Source organism: Ochrobactrum sp. PL_is501, assembly GCF_055816895.1.
On the sequence record NZ_JBVPGR010000029.1, the window covers coordinates 174,680 to 201,656 of the forward strand.

The 26,977-nt window shown below is 60.6% G+C and carries 23 protein-coding genes; 4 read left to right on the forward strand and 19 right to left on the reverse strand.

The window, feature by feature from the left end; all coding sequences use genetic code 11:
• Nucleotides 1-215: 215 nt before the first annotated feature.
• A complete protein-coding gene (gene glpK / locus AC0TOF_RS04770; protein WP_473767377.1) occupies nt 216-1,715 on the forward strand; it encodes a glycerol kinase GlpK in 1,500 nt (499 codons plus the stop codon).
• Between the two features lie 17 nt (nt 1,716-1,732).
• Here the strand turns inward: glpK and AC0TOF_RS04775 are convergent, their stop codons facing one another.
• From AC0TOF_RS04775 to AC0TOF_RS04815, 9 genes are all read right to left on the reverse strand, one after another.
• Entirely contained in the window at nt 1,733-3,130 is a 1,398-nt protein-coding gene (locus tag AC0TOF_RS04775; protein ID WP_473767378.1) for an MFS transporter, read from the reverse strand.
• Between the two features lie 321 nt (nt 3,131-3,451).
• Nucleotides 3,452-8,242, reverse strand: coding sequence for an NAD-glutamate dehydrogenase (locus AC0TOF_RS04780; RefSeq protein WP_473767412.1), 4,791 nt, complete (start codon nt 8,240-8,242; stop codon nt 3,452-3,454).
• A gap of 289 nt (nt 8,243-8,531) precedes the next feature.
• Nucleotides 8,532-9,173, reverse strand: a complete 642-nt coding sequence (locus tag AC0TOF_RS04785; protein WP_473767379.1) for a TPM domain-containing protein — start codon at nt 9,171-9,173, stop codon at nt 8,532-8,534.
• A gap of 12 nt (nt 9,174-9,185) precedes the next feature.
• Nucleotides 9,186-10,091, reverse strand: a complete 906-nt coding sequence (locus AC0TOF_RS04790; protein WP_473767380.1) for a TPM domain-containing protein — start codon at nt 10,089-10,091, stop codon at nt 9,186-9,188.
• Nucleotides 10,092-10,102: 11 nt separating this feature from the next.
• Complete coding sequence (locus tag AC0TOF_RS04795; protein ID WP_122003408.1) at nt 10,103-10,726, reverse strand: LemA family protein; 624 nt, start codon at nt 10,724-10,726, stop codon at nt 10,103-10,105.
• Between the two features lie 206 nt (nt 10,727-10,932).
• Nucleotides 10,933-11,349, reverse strand: coding sequence for a 30S ribosomal protein S16 (rpsP, locus tag AC0TOF_RS04800; protein ID WP_021588087.1), 417 nt, complete (start codon nt 11,347-11,349; stop codon nt 10,933-10,935).
• 72 nt (nt 11,350-11,421) lie between these two features.
• Nucleotides 11,422-11,736, reverse strand: a complete 315-nt coding sequence (locus tag AC0TOF_RS04805) for a chorismate mutase (RefSeq protein WP_122003410.1) — start codon at nt 11,734-11,736, stop codon at nt 11,422-11,424.
• 5 nt (nt 11,737-11,741) lie between these two features.
• Nucleotides 11,742-13,313, reverse strand: a complete 1,572-nt coding sequence (ffh, locus tag AC0TOF_RS04810) for a signal recognition particle protein (RefSeq protein ID WP_473767381.1) — start codon at nt 13,311-13,313, stop codon at nt 11,742-11,744.
• Between the two features lie 360 nt (nt 13,314-13,673).
• Nucleotides 13,674-15,377 (reverse strand): L-lactate permease, encoded by a 1,704-nt coding sequence (locus AC0TOF_RS04815; RefSeq protein WP_122003405.1) that lies wholly within the window; start codon nt 15,375-15,377, stop codon nt 13,674-13,676.
• A gap of 290 nt (nt 15,378-15,667) precedes the next feature.
• Between AC0TOF_RS04815 and AC0TOF_RS04820 the strand changes: the two genes are divergently transcribed.
• Nucleotides 15,668-16,492, forward strand: a complete 825-nt coding sequence (locus tag AC0TOF_RS04820) for a lytic murein transglycosylase (protein ID WP_122003404.1) — start codon at nt 15,668-15,670, stop codon at nt 16,490-16,492.
• A 308-nt stretch (nt 16,493-16,800) separates the two neighbouring features.
• On the opposite strand, the gene AC0TOF_RS04825 is transcribed toward AC0TOF_RS04820, so the two are convergent.
• From AC0TOF_RS04825 to AC0TOF_RS04845, 5 genes are all read right to left on the reverse strand, one after another.
• Nucleotides 16,801-17,445: a carbonic anhydrase gene (locus tag AC0TOF_RS04825; RefSeq protein WP_122003403.1), complete on the reverse strand. Its 645-nt coding sequence runs from the start codon at nt 17,443-17,445 to the stop codon at nt 16,801-16,803.
• A gap of 101 nt (nt 17,446-17,546) precedes the next feature.
• Nucleotides 17,547-18,266 (reverse strand): DUF429 domain-containing protein, encoded by a 720-nt coding sequence (locus tag AC0TOF_RS04830; protein WP_473767382.1) that lies wholly within the window; start codon nt 18,264-18,266, stop codon nt 17,547-17,549.
• Nucleotides 18,266-19,162, reverse strand: a complete 897-nt coding sequence (gene pdxY, locus AC0TOF_RS04835) for a pyridoxal kinase PdxY (RefSeq protein WP_122003401.1) — start codon at nt 19,160-19,162, stop codon at nt 18,266-18,268. Before pdxY ends, AC0TOF_RS04830 begins: the two co-directional genes overlap by 1 nt.
• 7 nt (nt 19,163-19,169) lie before the next feature.
• Nucleotides 19,170-19,451: a hypothetical protein gene (locus AC0TOF_RS04840; RefSeq protein ID WP_121987122.1), complete on the reverse strand. Its 282-nt coding sequence runs from the start codon at nt 19,449-19,451 to the stop codon at nt 19,170-19,172.
• A 179-nt stretch (nt 19,452-19,630) separates the two neighbouring features.
• A complete protein-coding gene (locus AC0TOF_RS04845; protein WP_473767383.1) occupies nt 19,631-20,650 on the reverse strand; it encodes an NADP-dependent oxidoreductase in 1,020 nt (339 codons plus the stop codon).
• Between the two features lie 184 nt (nt 20,651-20,834).
• Between AC0TOF_RS04845 and AC0TOF_RS04850 the strand changes: the two genes are divergently transcribed.
• Complete coding sequence (locus AC0TOF_RS04850; protein WP_122003409.1) at nt 20,835-21,182, forward strand: DUF3088 domain-containing protein; 348 nt, start codon at nt 20,835-20,837, stop codon at nt 21,180-21,182.
• A 391-nt stretch (nt 21,183-21,573) separates the two neighbouring features.
• Here the strand turns inward: AC0TOF_RS04850 and AC0TOF_RS04855 are convergent, their stop codons facing one another.
• Complete coding sequence (locus AC0TOF_RS04855; protein WP_104757415.1) at nt 21,574-23,070, reverse strand: CoA-acylating methylmalonate-semialdehyde dehydrogenase; 1,497 nt, start codon at nt 23,068-23,070, stop codon at nt 21,574-21,576.
• A 134-nt stretch (nt 23,071-23,204) separates the two neighbouring features.
• Here AC0TOF_RS04855 and AC0TOF_RS04860 point away from each other — a divergent pair, with 134 nt between their 5' ends.
• On the forward strand, nt 23,205-24,086 hold the full coding sequence (locus tag AC0TOF_RS04860) for a LysR family transcriptional regulator (protein ID WP_075042056.1): 882 nt from the start codon (nt 23,205-23,207) through the stop codon (nt 24,084-24,086).
• A gap of 49 nt (nt 24,087-24,135) precedes the next feature.
• Here AC0TOF_RS04860 and AC0TOF_RS04865 read toward each other — a convergent pair whose 3' ends face one another.
• The 4 genes from AC0TOF_RS04865 to AC0TOF_RS04880 all read right to left on the reverse strand — a co-directional run bounded on the left by AC0TOF_RS04865 (nt 24,136) and on the right by AC0TOF_RS04880 (nt 26,973).
• Nucleotides 24,136-24,780 (reverse strand): YoaK family protein, encoded by a 645-nt coding sequence (locus AC0TOF_RS04865; RefSeq protein ID WP_473767384.1) that lies wholly within the window; start codon nt 24,778-24,780, stop codon nt 24,136-24,138.
• Nucleotides 24,781-24,850: 70 nt separating this feature from the next.
• Entirely contained in the window at nt 24,851-25,105 is a 255-nt protein-coding gene (locus AC0TOF_RS04870; protein ID WP_075042058.1) for a GlsB/YeaQ/YmgE family stress response membrane protein, read from the reverse strand.
• 102 nt (nt 25,106-25,207) lie between these two features.
• Nucleotides 25,208-25,732, reverse strand: a complete 525-nt coding sequence (locus AC0TOF_RS04875) for an RNA pyrophosphohydrolase (RefSeq protein ID WP_473767385.1) — start codon at nt 25,730-25,732, stop codon at nt 25,208-25,210.
• A gap of 23 nt (nt 25,733-25,755) precedes the next feature.
• Complete coding sequence (locus tag AC0TOF_RS04880) at nt 25,756-26,973, reverse strand: divergent polysaccharide deacetylase family protein (protein ID WP_473767386.1); 1,218 nt, start codon at nt 26,971-26,973, stop codon at nt 25,756-25,758.
• Nucleotides 26,974-26,977: the final 4 nt, after the last annotated feature.

A 26,977-nucleotide genomic window follows, 5' to 3' on the forward strand; every position in this document is an offset into this window, starting at 1 on the left:
AACCACAGATTTATAGAGGCCCCGGAACCAACCGTTCCGGGGCCTTCGTTTAGATCGGTTCTGATCCTAGCGGAATCCCGGAACCAATCTATCTCTTTGTTTTTTCGCATTATCCTACGCAAAACCGCTTCGCACTTTTGCTGGAAATGCTCTATTTTGAGTTTCATATTCTTTCGTTTACATTCGTTTCGAACAGATTTGGAGGAGCCCGCCCCATGACGCAGTTTATCGGTTCCATCGACCAGGGAACCACGAGTTCGCGTTTCATCATTTTCGACAGGCAGGGCGATATCGTCGCCAGCGACCAGCGCGAACACGAGCAGATTTACCCCAAAGCGGGCTGGGTCGAGCACAATCCGGTGGAAATCTGGCGGAACACGCAGCATGTCATTGCGGCTGCACTCAAGAAGGCAAAGTTGAAGGCAAGCGATATCGCTTCCGTCGGCATCACCAACCAGCGTGAGACCACCTTGCTCTGGGACCGGAAGACCGGCGCGCCGCTTTATAATGCGGTCGTCTGGATGGATACGCGCACCGACGAGCTGGTCGCCCGTTACACCAAGGAGGGCGGCGCGGACCGCTTGCGCGAAAAGACGGGCCTGCCAATTTCCACTTACTTTTCCGGCCTCAAGCTGCGCTGGATCCTCGATCACGTTCCGGGTGCGCGTGAAAAGGCTGAAAGGGGCGATGCGCTTTTCGGCACCATCGACACATGGCTGGTCTGGAATCTCACCGGCGGCACTGAGGGCGGCATTCACATCACCGACGTGACCAATGCCTCCCGCACCCAGCTTATGGATCTTTCGACGCTGGAATGGGACGAAGCTATTCTTCGCCTGTTCGATATTCCATCAGCCTGCCTGCCGGAAATCCGCTCTTCGAGCGAAGTCTATGGCGAGATCACCTTGCCCGCGCTTTCCGGCATCAAGCTTGCAGGCATTCTGGGCGACCAGCAGGCGGCGCTCTTCGGTCAGGCCTGCCTGGAACCGGGCGAAGCCAAGAATACCTATGGCACCGGCTGCTTCATGCTGATGAACACCGGCGAGAAACTGGTGCCCTCCAATTACGGCCTGCTGACCACGGTTGCCTACAAGCTCGACGGTGCGAAGCCGGTCTATGCGCTGGAGGGTTCCATCGCCATCACCGGCGCTCTGGTGCAGTGGCTACGCGACAATCTCGGCATCATCAGGAACAGCGGCGACATCGAAACGCTGGCCCGCACCGTCGAAGACAATGGCGACGTCTATTTCGTCCCGGCCTTTTCCGGCCTCTTTGCGCCGCACTGGCAGGATTCGGCGCGCGGCATCATTGCCGGTCTCACCCGCTTCGCCAACAAGGGCCACATTGCGCGCGCAGCCCTCGAGGCAAGCGCCTATCAAGTACGCGAAGTGCTGGATGCGATGGTGAAGGATTCCGGCGTCGAGATCACGGAACTGCGCGCCGATGGCGGCATGACGGTCAACGAGCTTCTCATGCAGTTTCAGTCCGATATTCTGGACGTGCCGGTCGTGCGCCCGAAAATCATCGAGACGACGGCGCTGGGCGCCGCCTACGCCGCCGGGCTTGCCGTCGGCTACTGGAAATCCACGCAGGACATTATCGAGAACTGGCAAGTGGGCCATCGCTGGCACCCGCGCATGTCAGCCGAGGAAAGCACGCGCCTGTTCCGCTCGTGGGAAAAGGCCGTGCAGCGTTCACTCGGCTGGATCGAGTAATATAATCATCCGGCCCGTCACAGCGGGCCGGACGCACGCGGCTGGTCGGCTGGATAAGGCGTTATGGCCGCCAGATAGAGTCCAACGGCAAAGAACAGCAACAGCACCGACATGCCGAGTGCTGCGGAACCGCTGAGAGCGGTGATGGTCGCCACCAGAAACGGTCCGAGAAAGCTCGTCGCGCGGCCAGCCAGCGCATAGATGCCGAAATAGCGGCCCGATTCCTCCGGCCTGATGCTGCGGGCAAACCACGAACGGGCAGATGCCTGCACCGGCCCGAGCGCCACGCCAATCGTCAGCCCGTAAACGAGAAATGCCTGTTCCGAAACAGTCGAGAACAGTCCCCTCACCTCTGGATAGCTGACCGGCACAAGGCCGAACAGCAGGGAATCCGTTTGGGTGGAAACGATGCCCAATGAAGCCGCGAGCAACAGCACCAGCGATCCAATCACGATGACTTTTGAGCCGATCCTGGTGTCGAGGCGCGCCACAACGAGGCAGCTCAGGATGGCCGTCACATTGGTAATCATGCCGAAGAGCCCGATTTCGTTGATGCTCCAGTCAAACAACGAAGCGGCATAACCGGCGCCCAGCGTCACAATGGCGTTGAGCCCATCCTGATAGACAAGGCGCGCGGCAAGAAAGCGGGCAATGCCCGGACGCTTTCGCACTTCCCCCAGCGTCGATCTGAGTTCAGCCAGACCGCTGCCGATTGCCTGACGCAGCGGCTGTCCGCGCGCCTGGTCAGGCGTGAACAGGAACATCGGCATGATGAAAACAAGATACCACAGCGCCGCGATAGGCCCGGTGATTCGGGCATCTTCTCCGCTGGCTGGATCGAGGCCGAAGAGCGGCGGAAGCCCGATCAGCGTCTTGCCCGTATCCGGCGATGCAGCCAGAAAAACCACCACGAAGATGAGCACCAGAACGCCGCCCAGATAGCCAAGCCCCCAGGCCAGGTTGGAAACCTTGCCGATCTCACCGCCGGGGACAACCCGCGGCATCATGGAATCGTTGAAGACGATGGAAAATTCCGCCGAAACCATTGCCATGCTGAAAGCCAGAAGCACCCAGAACAGGCTTGCACCCGGCACTGCAAACCACAGCGTCATCAGGCCCACGATCTTCAAAACGGCAAAGAAGGCGATCCAGGGCTTGCGCGAACCGGTCTTGTCGGCAATCGACCCCAGAACGGGCGACAGAATGGCGATCACGAAACCGGCTGCGGCAAGACCATATCCCCAGGCAATCTGCCCCGCTTCCGGAGTATCCGCCATGCGGGAAATAAAATACGGACCGAAAATAAAGGTAACAATGACGGTAAAGAACGGCTGCGCCGCCCAGTCGAAGAATATCCAGCCCCATATGCCACGCCGTGAGGCATGGCTGCGGGCAGCCACAAGCTGATCGCTCAATTACTCTTTCCTTCCCCCCACGCCCGAAGCTGCTTTTGACGATAGAGCACCGTGCGCCTTTTGGCGTATAAAGACCACTCCAACGCGATACATCTGCACACAATGCTTTGCGAAAACCGGCTCCGATTTTCAGCTCCAATTTTCAGGCAGATGCGCGCAGGCCAGCCCAGCCAAGGCTGCGTCGTTCCTTCAATGTGTCGGATGAATTTCAGGCCCAAATCATATTAGAGCATTTCCAGCAAAAGTGTGAAACGGTTTTGCGCAGGATAATGAAAAAGGGCGGCCGAAGCCGCCCTTCCATGAGACTATTCTCGGGTTGTTTTACTGCGCAAGATCGGACATCAGACCCGCCGCAACCGCCAGTCGCGAAACGGTCAGATCGCCACCTTCCGTCAGCGCCACCATGCGGCTCTTCACCTGCTCGATGCGCGCGCCATCGGCTGCAAACCAGGCTGCCGCCGGGTCCTTCTCCTTGGCAAAGCGCTTGAGCGCCGCAATGGTGATGCCGCGTGCGGCCTGCGTGATCGTATCGCTTGCCCGCGACAGCGCCAGCCCGTCATAATAATCCGTGACGGGGATAGCGCGGGCGGCTTCCTCGATGCGGCCGATGCGGAACGCTTCCGAAACACCGAAATAGGTCTTGGCGGTGACCACGCGGTCAGCACCGGCCAGATGCGCGATCAGCGCAATGTCCGGCATGATGCCTGCTAGCTGCAGATTGGCAAGACGCCCTGCCAGCTTTTCCGGCGCGCCCATTTCCACGAAAGCGGCCTTGTCGGTCTGAAGCGCGCTCTTCAGATATTCCGGCATCAGGCCGTCGAAACGCGGCTCCAGTTCGGCACGGGCGCGGGTGATCGTATCCACCAGCTCCGTCAGGTTGGCGCGGGTCGTGTCGTTGCGCAGCACCCAGGCCGTCGTCGCCTGCAGCATTTCGCCGACCAGATGATAGAACTGGTTCTGCACATCGCCCGGCACCTTGTTGTCGAGCGCATCGATGGCATCATAGATCGTGTCGATATCGAAACCGTCACGCACCGCCACATAGGCGCGGACGATATCGGCAGGCGACTTGCCCGTCGTATCGGCCAGACGGCTGATGAAGGTGATGCCGCCGCGATTGATGACATCGTTTGCCAACAGGGTGGCGACGATTTCACGGCGCAGACGATGGCCGGAGATTTCCTCGGCATAGGTCTTCACCATGCGCTTCGGGAAATAATCCAGCAGCAGCGACTGGAAGTAAGGCTCGTCCGGAAGCTGGCTCGCCACCAGATCGTCACAGAGCGACAGCTTGGCATAAGCCAGCAGGACCGCCAGTTCCGGGCGCGTCAGCGGCTGGCCAGCCTTCTGGCGCTCGATCAGCATGGCGTCGGACGGCAGGTTCTCCACCTTGCGGTCGAGAAGCTTGCGGGCTTCCAGCTCAGCCATGAAGCGGGCCTGATAGGGCAGTTCTGCGAGCCCCTGCCTTTCGTTGAGCGACAAGGCCAGCGGTTGCAGGTAATTGTTGCGCAGAACGAGTTCCGATACATCGTCGGTCATGCTGACCAGGAGCTTGTCGCGCGCCGGGCGCTTGAGCTTGCCCGAACGCATGGCGGCAGCCAGCGCGATCTTGATGTTGACCTCGACGTCCGAGCAGTTGACGCCTGCCGAATTGTCGATGGCGTCCGTATTACCGCGACCGCCCGACAGCGCATATTCGATGCGTCCGCGCTGGGTTACGCCAAGATTTGCCCCTTCGCCGATCACCCGTGCGCCGACTTCCGAGCCGGTGATGCGGATGGCATCATTGGCGCGGTCGCCGACCTGCGCATCCGTTTCGGCGGACGAGCGGATATAGGTGCCGATACCGCCAAACCAGAGGAGATCGACCTTCGACTTCAGGATCGCCGTCATGATTTCCTGCGGCGTGCCGGAGGTCTTGCCAAGGCCGATGACTTCGGCGGCTTCCGGTGAGAGCGTAATCGTCTTCTGGCTGCGGCTGTAGATGCCGCCGCCAGCCGAAAGCTTGGAACGGTCATAATCCTGCCAGCTCGAACGCGGCAGTTCGAACAGGCGCTTGCGCTCGGCATAGCCATCCGCCGGAACCGGGTTCGGATCGATGAAGATATCGCGATGGTCGAATGCCGCCACCAGACGAATCTGCTCGGAAAGCAGCATGCCGTTGCCGAACACGTCGCCCGACATGTCGCCCACACCGGCAACCGTGAAAGGCTCGGTCTGGATATCCATGTTGAGCTCGCGGAAATGCCGCTTCACGGCTTCCCACGCGCCGCGCGCGGTGATGCCCATGCCCTTGTGGTCGTAACCGGCGGAACCGCCGGATGCGAAGGCATCGTCCAGCCAGAAATCATGCGCCTGGCTGATGGCATTGGCCGTATCGGAGAAGGTGGCCGTGCCCTTGTCGGCGGCAACGACGAAATAAGGATCGTCATTGTCATGACGCACGACTTCCGTCGGCGGCACGACATGATTGTCCTCGATATTGTCGGTGACCGACAGAAGCGTGGAGATGAACACCTTATAGGCATCGCGACCGGCTTCGAAAACCGCATTGCGGTCGCCGCCGACCGGCAGGCGCTTCGGATAGAAGCCGCCCTTGGCGCCAACCGGCACGATCACCGCGTTCTTGACCTGCTGCGCCTTCACGAGACCCAGCACTTCGGTGCGATAATCCTGTGCGCGGTCCGACCAGCGCAGGCCGCCGCGAGCGACAGCGCCGAAGCGCAGGTGCACGCCTTCCACTTCCGGCCCATAGACGAAGATTTCGCGATAGGGGCGCGGGTCCGGCAGGCCGTCGACCAGACGCGGATCAAGCTTGAAGGCGAAGGTGACGCGCGGCTTGCCGTCGGCATCCGGCTGGTAAGCATTGGTGCGCAGCGTCGCTTCGATCAGATTGCGGAAACGGCGCAATATCTGGTCGTCATCGATGCTCGGCACGCCCAGGAGCGCGGTTTCAATACCGTCGACCAGCTTCTTTTCAGCCGCATCGCGGCGCTTGGCCGACGGGTTGAAGCGCAGGTCGAACAGCGCATAGAGATCGCTGGCGATTTCTGGATAACGGTTCAGCGCTGCCGCGATGAAGCTCTGCGAATAGGCAATGCCTGCCTGTTGCAGATAACGGCCATAGGAACGCAGGATCATGATCTGGCGTGCGCTCAGGCGCGCGGTCTGCACCAGCGCGTTATAGCCGTCATTGTCGGCCAGACCGTCCCAGACATTGCGGAACACATCTTCCAGCATCTCGCCATCGTCGGAAAGATCGACGGCTGCGCCATAGGCATTCACAAGCTGCATGTCGTGCAGATAGACGGTGGCGCCGTCCTTGCCCGCATTTGGCAGGTCGATGGTCTGCTCGCTGACGACACGGAAGCCCATGTTTTCCAGAAGCGGCACGCGCTGCGACAGCACAACCGGCGCGCCGTGATGATAGATTTTCAGCGAAACCGCGTCCGGACCATCGGTGCGATAACGATAGAAATCCACGAAAAGCGGAGCTTCTGCGCTGAGGCCCGCGATGCGTTCCGCATCGACCAGCGCTTCCGGCGCCGTGAAGATTTCGCGATAGGACGGCGGGAAGCTCGCGGCAAGCGCAACGGTCTTTGCCTCGGCGCTGTCCGAGCTTTCACGCACCGCGTCGTCCCAGGTGCGGACGATGGCGCGCACTTCAGCTTCCAGCGCTTCCCGGTCCACATGCGGCGTGGAGCGTTCATGACGGCGGATGACGAACTGAACGCGGGTCAGGCCGTTTTGCAGGAAGACCGGATGGAATTCAAAGCTGTCGCCGCCATAGACGTCGACCAGATAATGGCCGATCTTCTCGCGCACGACCGAGTCGTAGCGGTCACGCGGGATATAGACCAGTACCGTGGCGAAACGGCCAAAGCGATCGAGACGCGGCACGGCGCGCACGCGCGGGCGTTCGCCGAGCGCCAGGATCAGTTCGGCATTGGCCGTGAGGCTTTCCACATCGATCTGGAAAAGCTCGTCGCGCGGATATTCTTCCAGCACATTGATGAGCGCCTTGCCCGAATGGTCCTCGCGGTTGAAGCCCAGATGCTTGATGACCGCATCGGCCTTGGAGCGGATGAACGGAATGCCAGCAACCGAGCTCGTATAGGCGACCGAGGTGAAGAGGCCGACCAGGCGCAGTTCGCCGATGGCCTCGCCCTTCTCGCCGAAAATCTTCACGCCGACATAATCGAGATAGGAGCGGCGATGCACCAGCGAAAGCGAATTCGCCTTGGTGACGATGAGCGGTTCGCTGCTGTCGAGGAATTCCGTCACCTCGCGCGGCGTCACGGTGTCGTCGCCATCCTTGCGCAGGACGCGGACCTCGTGATCGTTGAGGATGCCGAGCGTTTCCCTGACCGGGACCAGTTCGCGCTTGTCGCCCTTGCCCTTGAAGGTCAGTTCGCGCAGGCCGAGGAAGATGAAACGGTCGTCGCGCAGCCATTCCAGAAACGCGATTGCTTCCGGCATGGCCGGATCGTTCGTCATTTCAAAAACGCGCTTGTAATCGGCGATGGCGCCGTCGAGGCGCTTCAGCATCGGCTTCCAGTCGCTGACGGCGGAGCGAACCTGCCCGAGCACGCGCTTGATGGCGGCGGTCAGGTCGGCCTTGACCTGCTTGTCGAGGGCAGGAAGATGAATCTGTACCAGGCTGACGCGCTCAACACCCTTGGCAGGCGCAAGCTGCGATGCTTCGCCGAGAATGACGAGATCGTCCTTCTCGCGTGCAATATCCAGCACCGGATGCACGACCATGAAAATCTGGCCGGCATGATCGTTCAGCTCACCCATGATGGAGTCGAGCAGGAACGGCATGTTGTCATTGACGATGGTGATGACGCTCACCGGGCGACCTTGGCGTTCGATACCGTTATCGACGCTGATGATGCTCTTGCCCTTGCGCCAGGATTCCAGCGCGGCATAGCCGTGACGGGCCGAACTGTCGAGAGCGGCAGCATCGTAAGCGGCCAGATCTTCTGGCGGCGCCCATTCGAAGAGAAGCTGCGAGAAGGCCGTAAGCGCCTTCGAACTTCCTCCCTTCTTCTCCTCCTTGCTTGCCTTGGAACCTTTAACCTTGCTCGACCGATCCTGCTTTGCAGTCACGTCGGATACTCCTGTCATGATGGCAATGCGCGCCAAACTAGCAGATTAGGCATCGGTTTCGATGGCAATTCGCTGAAAATAACGAAAAATTTCCCGGAAAGTCAGAAAAACAGCATTTAATCCATTTAATTTGGAACAAAACTTCGAAAACTTCCTGCGAAATTTCGGATTATGCCGGTGGATTTCTCCACAACCCGCTGGAAACCCGTCAGAAGGGCGAAGCCGCAGGCGGGTTTCGCCTTATTCTAAGACTAAAGTTGCAGATGATTCTGACGGAATCGAACGGCTCTCATAACTCGATCAGGTGATCGTCCAGCTCGTTGATATTGTCCGGGCCTGCCGGGAAATGCTTCTCCAGCAAAAGCCCGGCCTGACCGATTGCCAGCACGAAACCCTCGGCCACCTGCGCCCGCGAGGCATGATGGGTGAGCGTCGCGACGATCGCGTTCCACTGTTCCTGTTCGACACGCGCATTGATGCCCGCATCGGCGATCACCTCGGCATAATGTTCGGCCATGGAGACGAAAAGCAGAATGCCGGTGCGGTGCTCCGTAATATGCACATTGCGCGCCAGAAACTGCTGCACGGCATTGAGATGCGCGCGTTTGTAGCGGATGCGGCGCGGCACCAGCAGCATGCGGATTGGCGGAAAGAACCAGAGCACCAGCATTGCGGTCAGAAACGCCGCCAGCACCGCCAGTCCAAACATGGGCAGGCGGATATCGAACCAGTACCAGTGCGCGAGAAACGCCACGACAACCGATGCCAGCAGAATGCCGCAGGTCGCGACAAAGCCTGCCGCGAAGAAATAATCGTCGCTGGAGCGCGCCAGGACGGCGTAGATTTCCCCGCTGGTCTCGGCTTCCGCCTTGCGGATCGCCTCGGCAATGCGGGCATGGTCCTCGGCGCCAATCTGCGTGTGATGCTTCATCGTTGCGTCTCCCTACCAGCTGCCCGAGGCGCCGCCGCCACCCGATGAGCCGCCACCGCCGGAGAAACCGCCGCCTCCCCCGCCGGACGACCAGCCACCACCGCCGCCCCAGCTGCCGCCACCCCTGCCACCAGAGCCGCCGCCGCGATTGTTGTAATCCACGACCATGCCGAGCCACTGATATTTGCCCGGCCCGATCTTGCGGCCAAAAACCGGCGTCAGGATCGCCATGCCGAAACCGCCGAAGAAGATCAGGCACCAGAAGGTGATGAAGACGACGAACACCCAGTCGACATCGTCCGAGCTTGACTGCACATTGCGCTTCGCCCGTGCTTCAAGCTCCGCCGCATCGCCGGAAAGCACCGAAAGGATGCCGTCCACGCCTTGCACGATGCCGTTCGAATAATTGCCGGTGCGGAATTCCGGAATGATGGTGCCATTGATGATGACGCTTGAAAGCGCATCGGTCATGACGCCTTCGAGACCATAGCCGACCTCGATGCGCACCTTGCGGTCGTTGGGCGCAACCACCAGCAAAATGCCGTTGTTTTCTTGCCTCTGCCCCAGCGCCCAGGCGCGGAACAGACGGTTGGAATAGGTTTCGATGTCTTCGCCATTGAGACTTGGCACCGTCACCACGACCACCTGATCGGAGGACTTCGCTTCGAAATCGGCAAGTTTCTGCGTCAGTTGCTGGCGCTCAGCCGGATCGATGATCTCTGCCGCATCCACCACGCGGCCTGTCAGTGCCTGCGCCGGCTTCGGCGCGTCCTGCGCCAGCGCATTGTTCGGCGCCAGAACGCTCGAAAAAATCAGGAATGCGAGCGCAAGCAAATGTCGCGGCCAGCCCAGCCAGCCCAGCCAGCCCCCCGGCCAGCCAAGACCGCGACGATCACGCAAGAGTGCCGCACGCGCCATAAATCGCGCCGTCAGTTGAAGTTGACTTTGGGCGCGGCCTGGCTGCCCGCATCGGCGCTGAAGCTCTGCATGGGCTGTGCATCGCGATACCAGATCCATGTCCAGATCATCGTCGGCATGGTGCGCAGCGACGTGTTGTAGACACGAACCGCCTCGATATAGTCGCGCCGTGCGACGGCAATGCGGTTTTCGGTGCCTTCAAGCTGCGACTGCAAAGCAAGGAAGTTCTGGTTGGCTTTCAGGTCTGGATAGCGCTCGACCACCACCATCAGGCGCGACAGCGCACTGGTCAGGTTGGCCTGATTATCCTGAAACTGCTTGAACAGCTCGGGATTGTTCAGCGTTTCAGGCGTGATCTGCACCTGCGTCGCCTTGGCGCGCGCATCGATCACGGCTTGCAGGGTTTCCTTTTCGTGGGCGGCATAGCCCTTCACGGTCTCGACCAGATTGGGCACGAGATCGGCGCGGCGCTGATACTGGTTCTGCACCTCGCTCCAGGCGGCTTTCGCCTTTTCCTCATTGGTGGGGATCGTGTTGAAACCGCATGCGGAGAGCAGCGGAACCAGAACGATGAGACCAAGAGCGATGAAAATACGGCGAAAAGAGAAAGAAGTGGCAACGGTCGCAGCCGACATGGACTTCTCCTGAAAAGAGCGCTTTGCCAAGCGCCGGGGAAACAAACTCGTCACCCGCACATACGCGTTCACGCAAATGCGAGCCGTCAAATCAAGAAGATAAGCGATTTTGGCGGCGCGTCCAGCCCATTCAAAATGACTGGTTAAAAAGAAAAAGCGACGGATTGCTCCGCCGCTTTCTCAAAACGCAAAACTGCGCGAAAAAATTATTCGCTTGCAGCTTCTTCAGCCGGAGCAGCAGCAGCTTCTGCGGCGGCTGCAGCAGCTTCGGCAGCCTTTGCAGCGGCTTCTTCTTCAGCCTGCTTGGCCATGGCCAGACGTTCCTGGGCCTTCTTGCCCGGCTCACCCTTGGTCGGGTTGCTGCGGGCCGGACGCTTTGCAAGGCCAGCTTGGTCGAGGAAGCGCAGAACGCGGTCGGTCGGCTGTGCGCCCTGTGCAATCCAATGCTGGATGCGGTCGGCGTCGAGCTTCACGCGTTCAGCGTCCTTGGCCAGCATCGGGTTCCATGCGCCAACGGTTTCGATGAAGCGGCCGTCACGCGGGCTGCGGACGTCGGCAACGACGATGTGGTAGTAAGGACGCTTCTTGGAGCCAGCGCGGGCCAGACGAATCTTCAGAGACATTTTTTCTTTCCTTTAGACAATTGCTTCGCCCGGGGGATGGCCGGGACAAAACGGGTTAAGCTATCGAGATAGCTATTGTTTCCCACCGTGATTGGCGGCGGTATGCTCATGATGCCGAATGACTTCCTTCACGATGAAGTTCAGGAATTTTTCGGCGAAATCGGGATCGAGATGGGCATCGACTGCAAGCGCGCGCAGACGTTCCACCTGACGCTTTTCGCGAGCCGGATCGGCGGGCGCCAGACCGCGTTCAGCCTTCAGAACGCCAACAGCCTTCGTGCAGCGAAAACGCTCGGCCAGCATATGGATCAACGCCGCATCGATATTGTCGATGGAAGCGCGCAATGCCAGAAGTTCAGCCGGTGCAGTGTTCTGTTCGTCGCTCATGATGCTCACTTCTTCTTCGGCAGACCCGGAAGGCCGCCACCGAGACCGGGAAGCTTGGGCCCGCCCAGACCGGGCAAACCGCCCGGAAGACCGCCGCCGGGAAGCCCCGGCAAGCCGCCGCCTTTCGTCAGGCCCGCTGCTTCCGCCTGCTTGGCAAGCGCCTCAAGCTGCTTGGGGTCCATCTTGGAGAGATCGGGCATGCCCATTCCTCCACCCAGACCACCCAGCCCCATCTTGCTGGCAAGTCCGCCCATCATCTGCTTCATCATTCCGCCCTTGCCCTTGCCCATGACTTTCATCATGTCGGCCATCTGGCGATGCATCTTGAGAAGCTTGTTGATGTCGGCGGCACTCGTGCCGGAACCCTTGGCGATGCGCTGCTTGCGGCTGTGCTTGAGAATGTCGGGATTGGCGCGCTCGGCCTTGGTCATGGAACCGATGATGGCGAGCTGGCGGTCGAACACCTTGTCGTCGAGACCGGCGGCTGCCACCTTGTCCTTCATGCCTGCCATGCCCGGCATCATGCCCATGATGCCGCCCATGCCGCCAAGCTTCTTCATCTGCCCCAGCTGATCGGCAAGATCGTTGAGATCGAACTTGCCCGACTGCATCTTCTTGGCCATCGCGGCGGCTTTTTCCGCGTCGATGTTTTCGGCAGCTTTTTCGACCAGCGAAACAATGTCGCCCATGCCGAGAATACGGTCTGCAATACGCTTGGGATAAAACTCCTCAAGCGCATCCATCTTTTCGCCGGTGGCGATCAGCTTGATCGGCTTGCCGGTGATGGCGCGCATGGAAAGGGCGGCACCGCCGCGTCCGTCGCCATCCATACGGGTGAGCACAATGCCGGTAATGCCGACGCGGTCGTCGAAATTGCGCGCCAGATTGACGGCGTCCTGACCGGTCAGGCTGTCGGCAACAAGCAGGATTTCATGCGGATTGGCGGCCTTGCGGATATCCGCCATCTCCACCATCAGCGGCTCATCGATATGCGTGCGGCCTGCGGTATCGAGAATGACCACGTCATGCGCGCCAAGCTTTGCGGCCTGCACGGCGCGCTTGGCGATTTCCACCGGCGACTGGCCGGCAATGATCGGCAGCGTGTCGACGCCGGTCTGGATGCCAAGCTGGCGAAGCTGTTCCTGCGCGGCCGGACGGCGCGTATCGAGCGACGCCATCAGCACCTTCTTGCGCTGGCGCTCGGTCAGGCGCTTGGCGATCTTGCCCGTGGTGGTCGTCTTACCGGAACCCTGCAAGCCGACCATCATGATGACGACGGGCGCAGGCGCGTTCAGGTCGATGGAAACGCCTTCGGTGCCGAGCATTTCGACAAGTTCGTCATGGACGATCTTGACGACCATCTGGCCGGGCTTGATGCTTTTCAGGATTTCAGCGCCAACGGCCTTTTCCCGCACCTTGTCGGTGAAGGAGCGAACCACTTCCAGCGAGACATCGGCCTCGATCAGCGCGCGGCGCACTTCGCGCAGCGCCGCCGTCACGTCGGCCTCGGAAAGAGCGCCGCGTCCGGTCAGGCCGTTCAGGATGGAGCCAAGACGCTCCTGAAGTGATTCAAACATCGAATTTCCTTTTAATCCGAGAAGAGGCTTATGCTTCGTCAGGGATAAATCGTCCCGTGGCTCTGCCAGTTCAAGAAGCAACCAAAGCGGTACAGCACCCGAGGGCGCATCGCGCTGTCGGATGTGGACCTCCGGGATCGCTTTATACCATGATGGGTCCCGGTCGGTGGCTCGCGTTCTGAAGATCGCGGATAGATTGGAGCAGGCTTTAAGGCGAACAGCCTGCAATGTCAAGCAAAAGGCCCGCAATACACTGAAACCGGCCCGGTTTGCCTCGGGCGCATCTTGTTCCGAAAACCGTTTCACGCTTTTCGGGATGCGCCCCTAAAACAAACCGGGCCGGTTTAGGTTCGATTGCTTTTATTGTGCCGCCACACCAGCCAGCGGATCGCCGATGCCCAGCACATAGAGGCCGATCATCAGCAGGGTTCCCGCCAGCACCACGTAATAGATCGTGGGGATGATGGTCATGCGCATTGTGGTGCCTTCACGCCCCAGCAAGCCGACGGTCGCCGAAGCCGCAACCACGTTGTGGATCGCGATCATGTTGCCGGCTGCGGCACCGACCGACTGACCGGCAACCATCAGCGCACCGGAAATGCCGAGCCCTTCCGCCACGCCATACTGGAACTGGCTGAGCATGAGGTTCGATACCGTGTTGGAGCCTGCAAGGAACGCACCCAGCGCACCGACCGAGGGGGCGAAGAACGGATAGACATTTCCGACTTCCGTCGCCACCCAGTCGGCCACCATCAGTGGCATGCTGGCCAGTTCCTTGCCGTTGACGCCGGAATTGATCATGACGCGCACCATCGGCACGGTGAACAGCAGCACGAAGCCCGCCCCCACCAGCGTCTTGGTGCTTTCCCCGAAAGCCTTGGCAAACTGCCCGCCATTCATGCGATGCAGGAAGAAGGTGATCACGCAGACAATGACCAGAAGGCCGCCCGGCAGGAAAAGCGGCGAGAAATCGCCGCCTACCCCGGCTTCACCCATGATGTCCTTGGCAACGAAGGTGATCGATTTGAGCGCATTGCCCACCGACGGGAATGTGCGGCTGACGACAAGGAAAATCGCCAGAAGCACATAGGGCGTCCATGCCAATGCCAGCGGAATTTTCTTCGAGGTCAGTTCATCGAGCTTGATTTCGACGCTGCCGAGCCAGCTCGCAGGCCATTCCGAAGCGGGCGGAAAATCCCAGTTCTGCTTCGGCATGAGAAAACCGGCGCGCGCTGCGAATGTCGCGAGCGCCAGACCGACGAGACCGCCGATCATGGACGGAAACTCCGCGCCGAGGAAAACCGCGCTCAGCACATAAGGGATGGTGAACGAGAAGGCGGCGAACAGCGCGAAGGGCAGAATGGCAAGGCCTTCCGTCCAGGAGCGGTTGCGCCCGAAGAAGCGGGTCATGACGACCACAAGAAACAGCGGCATGAACGTGCCGCACAGCGCATGCAGGATTGCCACTTCCGATGTGATGATATGGAAGAACTGTTCCCAGCCCGACCCCACGCCCTGCAATTGCGCCGTCAGCGCCTCGCGATTGAGACCCGACTGAACGCCGACGATGAGCGGCGTGCCGACGGCCCCGAACGAGACCGGCGTGGACTGGATCATCAGTCCGAACGTAACGGCGGCAAGGGCCGGAAACCCGACAGCCACCATCAGCGGCGCTACAACGGCGGCAGGCGTGCCGAAGCCGGACGCACCCTCGATGAACGAACCGAACAGCCAGGCAATCAGAAACACCTGGATGCGGCGGTCCGGGCTGATCTGGGCAAAACCCGACCGGATTGCGGAAATGCCGCCGGAATATTTAAGTGTGTTGAGAAGCAGTATCGCTCCGAAAATGATCCAGAGCAGGCCCGCCGTCTGGATCAGGCCCTGAATGGTCGAGGCGATGACCCGGTTGCCGCTCATGCCCCAGACCGCCATGGCGATCACCACGGTCAGCGCATAGGTAACAGGCATCGCGATGCGGGCCTGAATACGAAATCCAACCAGCATTACACCGGCTACGAGAATTGGCAGAAACGCAAATAGCGCAAGAAATCCGTTCGACATGTGGCGTCCTCCCTCGTCAATGTCACGAATCTTGAAAATCGATTGTATCCTGGGTGGTAAATATTCTTTACCAGTCCCGCTATTAGCAATAGGTATGAAAGCCACAGCATCCAAGCGAAAAATTTCGCTCACTGTTTGGGAGCCAACAAAAGCTTGCTGTTTTGATGCAAAAATGTTTGTAAACGCGGCATTTCGCAAATGCCTCCGGCGCGTTGTCGTTGCCGCATGACATTTGGTGTAAGGAATGGCAAATTCGCGTTGAGGTCGAATCAACTCCAAAGGAGAAACGAATGGCATTGGTTGCCAAGGGCCGGACTTGGACGGCAGCAGCAGTTCTTGCAATGGGCATGATGACGGGAACAGGCATTGCCGAGGCAGCCCAGTGCGGCAATAACGCCGCCGGTTATAATGCCTGGCTCCAGCAGACCCTCCAGGAAGCGCCGTCGCGCGGCGTTGGCAAGGCGGGCCTCGGCGCGCTGGCCAACACCAAATATGCGCAGGCCACCATCAATGCCGACCGCAATCAGAAGAGCTTCAAGCTCTCCTTCGAAGACTTCATGAAGAAGCGCGGCGCCGATACGATCATCAAGCGCGGCCGCGCCCAGAAGCAGCAGAACGCCGCTCTCTTCGCCGCGATCGAAAAGCGCTATGGCGTTCCGGCCGGCCCGCTGATCGCGATCTGGGGCATGGAAACCGGCTTCGGCTCCTATCTCGGCAAGCAGCACACGCTGTCCGCCGTAGCAACGCTGGCCTATGACTGCCGCCGTTCCGAATACTTCACCGGCCAGCTTTATGCCGCTCTCAAGCTCATCGATCAGGGCGATCTCAGCCCGCAGGCCGTGGGCGCGATGCATGGCGAAGTCGGCCAGACCCAGTTCATGCCGGCAAACGTCCTGAAATACGGTGTCAGCGGTTCGGGCGGCGGCCATTTCGACCTGCGCAACAAGGCGGACGCGCTCCATTCGACCGCGAATTTCCTCGTCGGCCACGGCTGGCGGCGCGGCGCGGGCTATCAGCCGGGCGAACCGAACTACGGTGCGATCCAGGGCTGGAATGCAGCTTCGGTTTACCAGCGCGCCATCGCCGTCATGGGCAAGGCCATCGACGGAAATTAGAGCATGATTCCGAAAACTGGGAACCGGTTTTCGGATAAAATCATGCTCAAATAAAATTCAGAGCGGGAGACGATTTAGTTTAAATCATCCCGCTCCTATGCCGCTATCCGCAATTTCGCTTCGAAATTGCCACGGAAAAGCCACAGACTTCACAAAATAGCCCCAAATTTTGGGGCTATTTTTGCATGTTCTGATGCGATTTTTCGCGTTTTGGGAAGAAAATCCCCGATTTCTGATGGCAAAAATAAGGCAATGGCCCCTCTCGACATGAAAGGAGCCGTTCAAAAACACTCTTTTTGAATATTTGATCAGGCCGGCTCAGGACGTTTGAAATCACCCGTCTGATGATCCATCACCCACAGCTCGCCGGTCGAAATATCGAACCATGCGCCATGCAGGGTAAGCTTGCCCTTCTTCTCCAGAATATCGACGCAAGGAAATGTGCGCAGATTGTTGATGGAGTAGCGGATGGAGATGCGCTCCAGCGCGGTCTGGCGTTCGCTCTGCGTCATGAGCTGGTTGCCGCTGACAGCTTCGGCGGCGGGCGCGATCAGGCTCATCCATTTTCCGATGAAGTCGCCCGGCGAAAGCGGCGCGCTTTCGGTGTCGAGTGCCGCCTTGATGCCGCCGCAGCGGCCATGGCCCATGACGACAATATTCTTCACCTTGAGGCTTTGAACCGCGAATTCCAGCGCTGCGGAAGCGGCATGATATTCGCCATCGGGCTCGTAGGGCGGAATGAGGTTGGCAACATTGCGCAGAACGAAGATTTCGCCGGGCGCCGTGTTGAAGATGGTTTCGGGAGCCGCACGGGAATCACAACACGCGATAACCAGCGTTTCCGGTGATTGTCCCTTGTCGGCCAAATGGCGGTATCGTGAGGTTTCATGGGCAAAATGCTCGCTCATGAAGGTCCGATAACCGGCGAGAAGTGAGTCTGGAAGATCAACCATATTTTTCCAATATCCCTATCGAAAAGCGAGATCAATCGAAATGCACTGAACGGGCTGCGTCGAATTGGACGCAGGTTTTCGCTCGCATTCACGCGTGTTTCTCAAGCCCATATCGCCATGCGCAGACCGAACTCATCACGTTCCACATGGCCGGGATACGGACGCGCCTCGCCACGCGCATGGCGACGGGCCACGAGATACATGGCGCAGGCATCGAGAAAGTCATCCTCCCTGGCGCCGCGCGGAACGGGACTTTGCAAAAAATCCTCCGGCAGTCCGCAGCGGTGTAGCAATGCCCGGCGCTCGGCCAGCCCTTGCGGGTTTACGCGGCCTTTGATCTTCTTGGGCAGCGACATGGCCTTCATGCCATTCAGCGCGGCAAAAGCCAGTTCGGGATGCGATTCGATGACGCGCATTGCAAGCCCGGCATCGCGGCGCAACAGGGCATCAAGCTCGCAAATCTTCGGGAAAAGCCCGAAAGCCTGCCTTGAAACCTTGCGTGGCGGATCGGTTCGTTCAAGCGACAGGGAACAGCTTTCGCGATAATCCGCAGCATAAACGGCAGCACGCGGCGGAATGGAAAAAAGGCTCGACTGTCTTTCGCCGAGATGCGCCCGCGCGGCCCGCTCCGCAGAACGCACGCCCTTTTCGGGCAAGCCGATCGGCATATCGACAGCAATGATCGCCTTGTCGGACAGCGACGCCGCCAATGCAGCAAAACTGCCGAACACTTCGGCCCGCAAGCGCCCGCTCTCCCCGATCACCGCGACCCAGCCGCCGGGACAGCCATCGACGCCAGCGAACACGGTGGCGGTCTGCATCAGGCGCGCAACCCCCTGGTCGGATGCACCAGCCGTCGGGTCTGCACCATGGCCATGGGCGTTGCAAGGCTCGACGCATCGGCCTCCAGCATCAGCTCATCCGCCCCGCGCTTTGCCGAACGCGCCATGATTTCGAACACCGCTGCGGTTGTGCTTTGCAGCATCTTTTCCTCGGTCATGCCGGAAAGGCGCCGCGCCAGAAACACCGCCGAGGTCAGGTCGCCAAGACCGTTGGTCGGGCCTTCGACACGGCGATGCTCGGCCATCAGCGCCATGGTCGGCGTCAGCAGAATATTGCCGATGCTGCCGCTCATCAGCGGAAAGGCCGAGGTAACCAGCATGGTCGCCGGACCGGCTTCCAGCGCCGCTTCCATCAGGGCGGCATTGTCTTCGAGCGGCACGCCGGTCAGCCAGGAAAGCTCGAACCGATTGGGCGTCGCAATATCGGCGAGCGGCAAAAGCCTGTCGCGGATGCCTATCGCCGTCGCTTCGGGCACATAGAGCCCTTTCTCGTCGCCAATGACCGGATCGCAGAGATAGACGGCCTGCGGATTTTTCGTCTTCACGGTCTTGACCAGCTCGGCAACGGCTGCCGCCTGCTCGGGATGGCCGAGATAGCCGGTCAGGACAGCGCCCACCTCGCCAAGCCATGGCGCGCGCTGCAGATCCTGCATGAGCCGCGAAAACTCTTCCGCCGGCGGCACGATGCGTCCAGCCGGAGCGCCCGGAACGCCATGGCCCGGATGCCATGGCAGCACCACGGTCGGCACGGCCCAGACGGGAAAACCCAGCGTTTCCAATGCGAAAACGGCGGCCCGATTGCCGACCGATCCACGCACGACATGGCTTGAGATGACAATAACGGTTGTCGCATCCGAAGGCGCTGAAAGCGTCATTGGGGACCTAGCTTTGCATGAGATAGAAAATGAGCCAGACGATGATCGCCAGCGTGATGAGGAAGCCGAGCCCGCGCCCGACGCGCGTGGCCCAAAGCTCGATGGGATCATTTTCGGGGGCGTCGGCGGCGGCCAGATGTTGCGTAGTGCGGAAAAAACCGCGCCGCACAATGCCTTCGGCCCCGGTCTGCTCGCGCTCCAGCCGGTCAAGAATGCGCTGGGCCTCTTCCTGGCGCTCGCGCCCCGGTCCGCCGCCTTCCCCTATGCCCGCCTGCTGGCGCTCGCCCATGCCCTGCCTGCCTTTGGAGCGCATCCCGAAACGTGTGAAACGGCTTTCAGAACAGATGCGCGTTAAAACAAATGACCGGAGCGCTGATCCGATTCAAGAGATCGAAACGCGCTTCAGTTTGAATTGACGGGCACAGCATCACGCTCAACAGGCCGTTCTGCAAGTAGTTTATTGCAGTCTCATGCAAGCTTCACGATCAGCTTGCCGAAATTGCCGCCTTCCAGCAGGGAAATGAAGGCTTTCGGCGCATTTTCCAGCCCATCGACAATATCTTCGCGATAGCGCACCTGCCCATCGGCAATCCACTTCACCATGTCGTGGTGGAAGGCTGGCCTCTGATCGGCGAAATCACGCTGGATAAAACCGCGAATGGTGAGGCTTTTCGACAGAACATCCCGCATCACCAGCGGCAGGCGATCAGGCCCGTCGAACGGCCCGCTTTGATTATACTGCGCGATCAGGCCGCAGACCGGCACACGCGCAAACTGGTTCAGAAGCGGAAACACCGCATCGAAAACCTTGCCGCCGACATTCTCGAAATAGACGTCAATGCCGTCAGGACAGGCTTGCGCCAGTTCGGCCGCGAAATTCTGGCTGCGGTGATCAATGGCCGCATCGAAGCCGAACTCATCGGTCAATGCCTTGCACTTATCCGCCCCGCCTGCAATGCCGACGGCGCGCGCGCCCTTCATCCGGGCAATCTGCCCGACGGCAGAACCGACCGGGCCGGTTGCCGCCGCCACCACGACAGTCTCGCCCGGTTTCGGCTGGCCGATGGTGAGGAGGCCCGAATAGGCGGTAAAGCCCGGCATGCCGAGAACGCCAAGCGCCGTCGTCACCGGCGCTTCCTTCGGATCGAGCTTGCGCAAGGTCGAGGCATCGGCGACCGCGTAATCCTGCCAGCCGGAATGGGACAGCACGACATCGCCCGGAGCAAAGCCCGCGCTCCCGCTTTCAACCACTTCGCCGACCGTGCCGCCATCCATCACATCGCCGATGGCCACCGGCGCCGCATAGGATTTGGCCGCGCTCATGCGCCCGCGCATATAGGGGTCGAGCGACAGATAGCGCAGCCGCAGCAGAACCTCGCCATCGCCGGGGCTGGGGATCGCCGCTTTCTCCAGCCGGAAGTTTTCCGCTGTGGGGCGACCTTCGGGACGGGACGCCAGCACGATGCGGCGATTGATCTTTTCGCTCATGAACGGAACTCCTGATGATCGGGCTTCGAGCTTATTTAGGGCGTGAAACGGAAAAGTTGAGCTTTTGCAATCGGGAACAAGCTATATATCGATTGCAGGCATCTGGCTTGGAAAGCTGTTCCAAAACCAGCGATTTTTGCGCTTCATCACTTTTACAAATTACTCAAGCCTTGGGATAACGGCCATGAAACAGGACAAGCTTTTTCTCTTGAAGCCCGGTTTTGAAGATCCGGCTTATCCCGGCCAGACATTCTATTGCTGGCACTGCGCGCTTATCGAAGGCGTGCTGGCTTCGTTTCCGGCGCTGGGCAGCGGTCTGGATATTGAGCGCATCGACTGGCAGCGCCCGCGCAAGGGCGTGATAGCGCTGGCCGGCGAGGACAATCAAAGCCTGCCTCTGCTGATAGTGAAGGATGGCGACCGCTCCGAATTTGAGACCGGCATGCATGAAGGGCGTTCGCTGATTGCCGACCCGCACAAGATATTGGCTGCCCTGACAGAACGGCATGGATTTCCGCCCCTGCATCCCTGAAAGCTCGCCCCACAGCCCTCCTTCGATCCCTTGATAGGCTCAAGATGACGTTGGGCATTGGCGGTGGGGCCCTCACCTCGTCCTTCGAGACGGCGCTTTGCGCCTCCTCAGGATGAGGTGACAGACGCCATGCCGCCTGCTTCATTGTCGATGATGACCAACTCTGCGCCCTTATTGATGCCCGGATACAAACAAAAACCCCGCCACAGGGCGGGGTTTCGCTTGGGGGACAGTAAGGCTGCCAATCACCTCATCCTGAGTTCATCGAAGGACGAGGTGACAGGCGCAATGCTTACTTCATCGTCGGGATGACGAATTCCGCACCGTCCTTAACCCCAGCCGCGCGCCCGCAGCGAAGCGAGGACGCGCAAACGTAGGGAATCGTCCGGGGTTACTTCATCGTCGGGATGACGAACTCTGCCCCATCCTTAACCCCGGACGGCCAACGAGAAGTGACGGTCTTGGTCTTGGTGTAGAAGCGGAATGCGTCCGGGCCGTGCTGGTTGAGATCGCCGAAGCCGGAAGCCTTCCAGCCGCCGAAGGTGTAGTAAGCGATCGGAACCGGGATTGGCACGTTGATGCCGACCATGCCGACCTGTACGCGGCTGGCGAAATCGCGGGCCGCATCGCCGTCACGGGTGAAGATCGCAACGCCGTTGCCATATTCATGGTCGTTCGGCAGGGCCAGCGCTTCCTCGTAATTCTTGGCGCGCACGACCGAGAGGACGGGGCCAAAAATTTCTTCCTTGTAGATGCGCATGTCGGGCGTCACGTGGTCGAACAGGCAGCCGCCCATGTAGAAGCCGTCTTCATAGCCCTGCATCTTGAAGTTACGGCCATCGACGACCAGCTTCGCGCCTTCTTCCACACCGAGATCGACATAGCCGCGCACGCGGTCGAGCGCTGCCTTGGTGACGAGCGGGCCATAATCGGCGGAATTGTCGGTGGAGGTGCCGATCTTCAGCGCTTCGACGCGCGGGATCAGCTTTTCCATCAGGCGGTTGGCGGTGTCTTCACCGACCGGAACCGCAACCGAGATCGCCATGCAGCGCTCGCCAGCCGAACCGTAGCCTGCGCCGATAAGCGCGTCGACGGTCTGGTCCATGTCGGCATCCGGCATGATGAGAAGATGGTTCTTCGCGCCGCCGAAGCACTGCACGCGCTTGCCGTTCGAGCAGCCGCGGCCATAGATATATTGCGCAATCGGCGTGGAGCCGACAAAGCCGATGGCCTGCACGTCGGGATCATCGAGCAGCGCATCGACCGATTCCTTGTCGCCGTTGACGACGTTGAAAATGCCTGCCGGAAGACCGGCTTCCATGAACAGTTCGGCAAGGCGCATCGGCACGCCCGGATCGCGCTCGGACGGCTTCAGGATGAAGGCATTGCCGCAGGCAATCGCCGGGCCGGCCTTCCACAGCGGGATCATGGCCGGGAAGTTGAACGGGGTGATGCCTGCCACGACGCCGAGCGGCTGGCGCATGGAATAGGTGTCGATGCCAGTACCGGCATTGTCGGTGAACTCGCCTTTCAGCATATGCGCCGCACCGAGGCAGACTTCCACCACTTCAAGGCCGCGCTGGATGTCGCCCTTGGCGTCGGCGATGGTCTTGCCGTGTTCGCGGGCCAGGAGTTCGGCGAGGCTGTCATATTCGGCTTCGACCAGTTCGATGAACTTGCGCAGGATGCGAACCCGGCGCTGCGGGTTGGTCGCCGCCCAGGCCGGCTGTGCCGCCTTGGCGTTTTCGACGGCGGCGCGCACTTCTTCCTTGGTGGCGAGCGCCACCTTGGCCTGCACCGAGCCATCGAGCGGCTGGAAGACGTCCGCCGTGCGGCCGCTCTTGCCTGCCACATGCTTGCCGCCGATGAAATGTCCGATATTGCGCATCGAAGAACCTCCCTGATGATCGCTTTGGAGGGCGCAGCCGCCCCCATCGTTGCCGCCATCTTGACTCTGCAAATTCGTGATTGCAAGGCGCTGAAAAGCGTATCCGTTGTGCATATTTATGCTAGTGTGCCGCTATGAACTGGGACGATATTCGCATTTTTCTGGCCGTCGCCCGCTCTGGCCAGATTCTTGGAGCGGCCAAACGGCTTGGCCTCAACCACACCACCGTCGCGCGGCGGCTGACGGCGCTGGAAACGGCGCTCTCCACCACGCTTCTGACGCGCCGCACCAATGGCTCGACGCTGACGCAGGCGGGCGAGGAATTTCTGCTTGCCGCCGAGCGCATGGAGGCGGAAATGCTTGCCGCCCGCGCCCATGTCGGCAATGCGGACATTGCCGTGTCGGGCACGGTGCGCATCGGCGCTCCGGACGGGTTCGGCGTCAATTTCCTGGCGCCCCGGCTGGCGCGGCTGACCCAGAAATATCCGGACCTCACCATCCAGCTTGTGCCTGTGCCGCGCTCCTTTTCGCTGTCGCGCCGCGAGGCGGATATCGCCATCACGGTCGAACGCCCGGAACAAGGCAGGCTGATCGCGCGCAGGCTCGTCGATTATACGCTGGGTCTCTACGCGCATCGGCGCTATCTGGCAGAAAACGGCACGCCGGAAAGCCCGGAAGACCTCGCCCGGCACCGGCTGATCGGCTATGTGGAGGATCTGGTCATCAATCCGTCGCTCGCCTATGCGCCGGAAATTTCCCGCGACTGGAAACCGGCTTTTGAAGTGTCGAGCGCTCTGGGACAGGTCGAGGCCGTGCGCGCCGGTGCGGGCATCGGCATTCTTCACGCCTTCATCGCCCGCGCCGATCCTGACCTTGTGCCCGTCCTGCCTGACCGCGTTATCCGCCGCGCCTATTGGCTTGCCTATCACGAATCCGCCCGCACATTGCGGCGCGTGACGGCGGTTTCGGCGCTCATTTCCGAACTGGTGGAAAGCGAAAAATCGCTTTTCAGTTGAGCATGATCCCGAAAAGTGTGAAGCGGTTTTCGGATCAGATCATGCTGAATCAATTGAGCCGTATATAGGCGATCATGACGCCCACAATCATCGCAGCCGGAACGAACAGCGCGTCGAGGCCGATGAAATAGTGTCCAAGACCGCCGCCGACAGCGCCAAGCATCAGGGAAAGCCACACGGCCACATGCTGGAGCCAGCGCCATTTCGGCGTTTCGCCGCGCAGCGAACAGGCAAGATCGGCGGCGGCGTTGAAGAGCGTGCCGGTCACATAGGTCACGCCGAGACGCGCCGCGCCTATCGGCTGCACCGCCGCATTCTGCGCGCCCATGGCGGCGGCAAGCAACAGCACCGGCTGGATAAGCAGCGCGCCCTCCCGCCGCAGCACGCCGACCAGCAGCAATATCGCCACGACGCTCGCCATCACATAAAGGCTGCCCCGGCGTCCACGGGCGCGCACCGTCAGCGTGCCGAAGAATGCTCCGGCGAAAAACAGCACGATCAGGATGGCCGGAAACCACACCAGCACCGCGCCCTGCGGTCCCGGCTGTCCGGCCAGCGCGGTGCCGAGCTGGGTTGTGTTGCCGCTCATGAAGGAAGCGAAAAAACCGCCAAGCTGCAGGAAGGCAATCGCATCGACGAAACCGGCCGATGCGGTGAGAATCAGCCCGAGCGACAGTTTGGAATTCGGTGTCATCTGATTGAACTTCGCAATGAAGAAACCCGGCTTTCGGGAAGCCGGGCCTGTTCAGAGAAATATTTGCAGGTCAGGCGCGTTTGATGATGCGCAGGATAACAAGCAGGATGGCCGCGCCGATAAAGGCGTTGACGATTGCGGCGATAATCCCTCCGCCGACGGAAAATCCGAGACGCGGCAGCAACCAGCCCGCAAAGAAAGCGCCGATCACGCCGACGATAATATTGCCGATCAGGCCGAAACCGCCGCCCTGCACGACCTTGCCTGCCAGCCAGCCAGCGATAAGACCCACAAAAAGAAATACGAGAAGACTTCCAACATCCATGCGTTTTTCTCCCTCTCAAAACGCGCCCTCCGGCGCGCCTGATGCGAGTTGACTATATGTTCGCGGAAGGCACAAGGGGGCACGAGCACCTCCCCCGTTAAATCAGGCCACGAGATGCCGGAAAGCAGCAACCACGTCCTCGTAAACCTTGCGCTTGAAAGGCACGATCAGCCCCGGCAGCTCGGCCATCGGCTTCCATTCCCAGCGGTCGAATTCGGCGGTATGGCCGCCGGGCGGCGGGTTGATGGCGATTTCGCTCTCGTCGCCCTCGAAACGATAGGCAAACCACTTTTGCGTCTGGCCGCGATACTTGCCCTTGAGCGCCACGCCGACCAGATGCGGCGGCAGATCGTAATTGATCCAGTCCGACGCCTCCTCGAGCAGCGAGACCGACTTCATGCCGGTTTCCTCGTAAAGCTCGCGGATGGCCGCCTCGACCGGCTCCTCGCCCTTGTCGATGCCGCCCTGCGGCATCTGCCAGAGCTGCGTCGCACCGTCCATCTCGTCGCCGGGGATGACGATGCGCCGGCCAGCCCAGACCAGACCGGCCTTGTTCAGCACCATCAGCCCGACACAGGGACGGTAAGGCAGGCTTTCGGGGTCGACAGGGCCTTTGTGCTTCGACATGACATTCTCCATGATATGAAAATCTACTGCTGTTCGGGATCGCGGACCAGCGCCGAAACCGGCACGATTTCAATGCCGCGCTTCTTGACCTCATTGGCCCATGCGGCAACCGCATCGACCGTTACGGCAAAGGCCGAGCCGGTGCCGATGGCGCTGCCATTGGCGCGCGCTATCCGTTCCAGTTCATCCAGACGGTCGAGGATTGCGCCGCGCTCCTGCGCCGCATCGATCAGCACGTCCGCCGCCGCGAAAGGCACCGCGTCGCTTTCGGCAATCCGGTCGGCCTGGCTGCGCGCCGATGTGCCGTCATCCAGATAATAAAGGCCGCGCCTGCCGATCTCGCCCAGCACCGGTGAAAAGGCTTCCGTCTCGGCTGTGAAACGCGCACCCATATAGTTCATCACTCCGGCATAATTGGTCATGCGCGACAGCGCCCACAGCAGGGAAGCCTGATTCTGGCTGGCCCCGTCATTCACCGTCAGCGTATTGCGGCCGGGATTGACGCGCGGATAATCGAACGGCTCCATCGGCAATTGCAGCACAAGTTCATGACCGTTTTGCCGTGCGGCCTGCATCCAGCGCTGCAGACTGTTGCCCTGCGGCGCAAATCCGAGCGTGATTTCCGGCGGAAGCTTGTCGACCGCCTCCATGCTGCCGGTCTGCGACAGCCCGAGACCGCCAATGACAAGCGCAATCCGCGCCCCGCGCGCACCGGACCAGCCGACCGCATAGGCATCCATCGGGCGCAGGCCGTCCGCGCCGCGCACGGGAAGCGGCCCGGTCGGGCTCTGCTCGACCAGCGCCGGTTCCGGCAGATGGGCGACGCGCTGGTCCTGCCCGGATCGATGCGTGTTCTGCACCACGACCACGTTGCCTTCCGCACCCGGAGCGACATTTGGCATACCGGGCGGCATGTCCGGCGTGACCTTGATGATGGTCGGTCCCGGCTGACCGCTCGCCCCGCGCAATGCGCTGCCGGGCGGCGGCGTGTTGCCGGTCGCAGGCTTCACCTCTGGCTTGACGGCACGCGCTTCGGCTTGCGCCGGTTCCACGGCGGCGGTTTCGGTCTTGCGGAAACCGGCCTGATTGGTCTGCCAGATGGCGAAGACGGCACCCCCGGCAAGGCAAAGCCCGGCGACGATGGCCAGCCCCTTCACGGACGAACGAAAAGCGCGGGAGCGTAAGCCCCCGCGCTTTTGCGGTTTCTTGTCCAGTCCTAACGGGCTGTTCAGGTCAAGCATGGAG

Bases quoted from the DNA above. Each gene is read 5' to 3' on its own strand.
- glpK (WP_473767377.1), top strand. From the start codon at position 216: ATGACGCAGTTTATCGGTTCCATCGACCAGGGAACCACGAGTTCGCGT.
- AC0TOF_RS04785 (WP_473767379.1), bottom strand. From the start codon at position 9,173: ATGAAGCATCACACGCAGATTGGCGCCGAGGACCATGCCCGCATTGCC.
- AC0TOF_RS04790 (WP_473767380.1), bottom strand. From the start codon at position 10,091: ATGGCGCGTGCGGCACTCTTGCGTGATCGTCGCGGTCTTGGCTGGCCG.
- AC0TOF_RS04795 (WP_122003408.1), bottom strand. From the start codon at position 10,726: ATGTCGGCTGCGACCGTTGCCACTTCTTTCTCTTTTCGCCGTATTTTC.
- rpsP (WP_021588087.1), bottom strand. From the start codon at position 11,349: ATGTCTCTGAAGATTCGTCTGGCCCGCGCTGGCTCCAAGAAGCGTCCT.
- AC0TOF_RS04805 (WP_122003410.1), bottom strand. From the start codon at position 11,736: ATGAGCGACGAACAGAACACTGCACCGGCTGAACTTCTGGCATTGCGC.
- ffh (WP_473767381.1), bottom strand. From the start codon at position 13,313: ATGTTTGAATCACTTCAGGAGCGTCTTGGCTCCATCCTGAACGGCCTG.
- AC0TOF_RS04815 (WP_122003405.1), bottom strand. From the start codon at position 15,377: ATGTCGAACGGATTTCTTGCGCTATTTGCGTTTCTGCCAATTCTCGTA.
- AC0TOF_RS04820 (WP_122003404.1), top strand. From the start codon at position 15,668: ATGGCATTGGTTGCCAAGGGCCGGACTTGGACGGCAGCAGCAGTTCTT.
- AC0TOF_RS04825 (WP_122003403.1), bottom strand. From the start codon at position 17,445: ATGGTTGATCTTCCAGACTCACTTCTCGCCGGTTATCGGACCTTCATG.
- AC0TOF_RS04830 (WP_473767382.1), bottom strand. From the start codon at position 18,266: ATGCAGACCGCCACCGTGTTCGCTGGCGTCGATGGCTGTCCCGGCGGC.
- pdxY (WP_122003401.1), bottom strand. From the start codon at position 19,162: ATGACGCTTTCAGCGCCTTCGGATGCGACAACCGTTATTGTCATCTCA.
- AC0TOF_RS04840 (WP_121987122.1), bottom strand. From the start codon at position 19,451: ATGGGCGAGCGCCAGCAGGCGGGCATAGGGGAAGGCGGCGGACCGGGG.
- AC0TOF_RS04845 (WP_473767383.1), bottom strand. From the start codon at position 20,650: ATGAGCGAAAAGATCAATCGCCGCATCGTGCTGGCGTCCCGTCCCGAA.
- AC0TOF_RS04850 (WP_122003409.1), top strand. From the start codon at position 20,835: ATGAAACAGGACAAGCTTTTTCTCTTGAAGCCCGGTTTTGAAGATCCG.
- AC0TOF_RS04855 (WP_104757415.1), bottom strand. From the start codon at position 23,070: ATGCGCAATATCGGACATTTCATCGGCGGCAAGCATGTGGCAGGCAAG.
- AC0TOF_RS04860 (WP_075042056.1), top strand. From the start codon at position 23,205: ATGAACTGGGACGATATTCGCATTTTTCTGGCCGTCGCCCGCTCTGGC.
- AC0TOF_RS04865 (WP_473767384.1), bottom strand. From the start codon at position 24,780: ATGACACCGAATTCCAAACTGTCGCTCGGGCTGATTCTCACCGCATCG.
- AC0TOF_RS04870 (WP_075042058.1), bottom strand. From the start codon at position 25,105: ATGGATGTTGGAAGTCTTCTCGTATTTCTTTTTGTGGGTCTTATCGCT.
- AC0TOF_RS04875 (WP_473767385.1), bottom strand. From the start codon at position 25,732: ATGTCGAAGCACAAAGGCCCTGTCGACCCCGAAAGCCTGCCTTACCGT.
- AC0TOF_RS04880 (WP_473767386.1), bottom strand. From the start codon at position 26,973: ATGCTTGACCTGAACAGCCCGTTAGGACTGGACAAGAAACCGCAAAAG.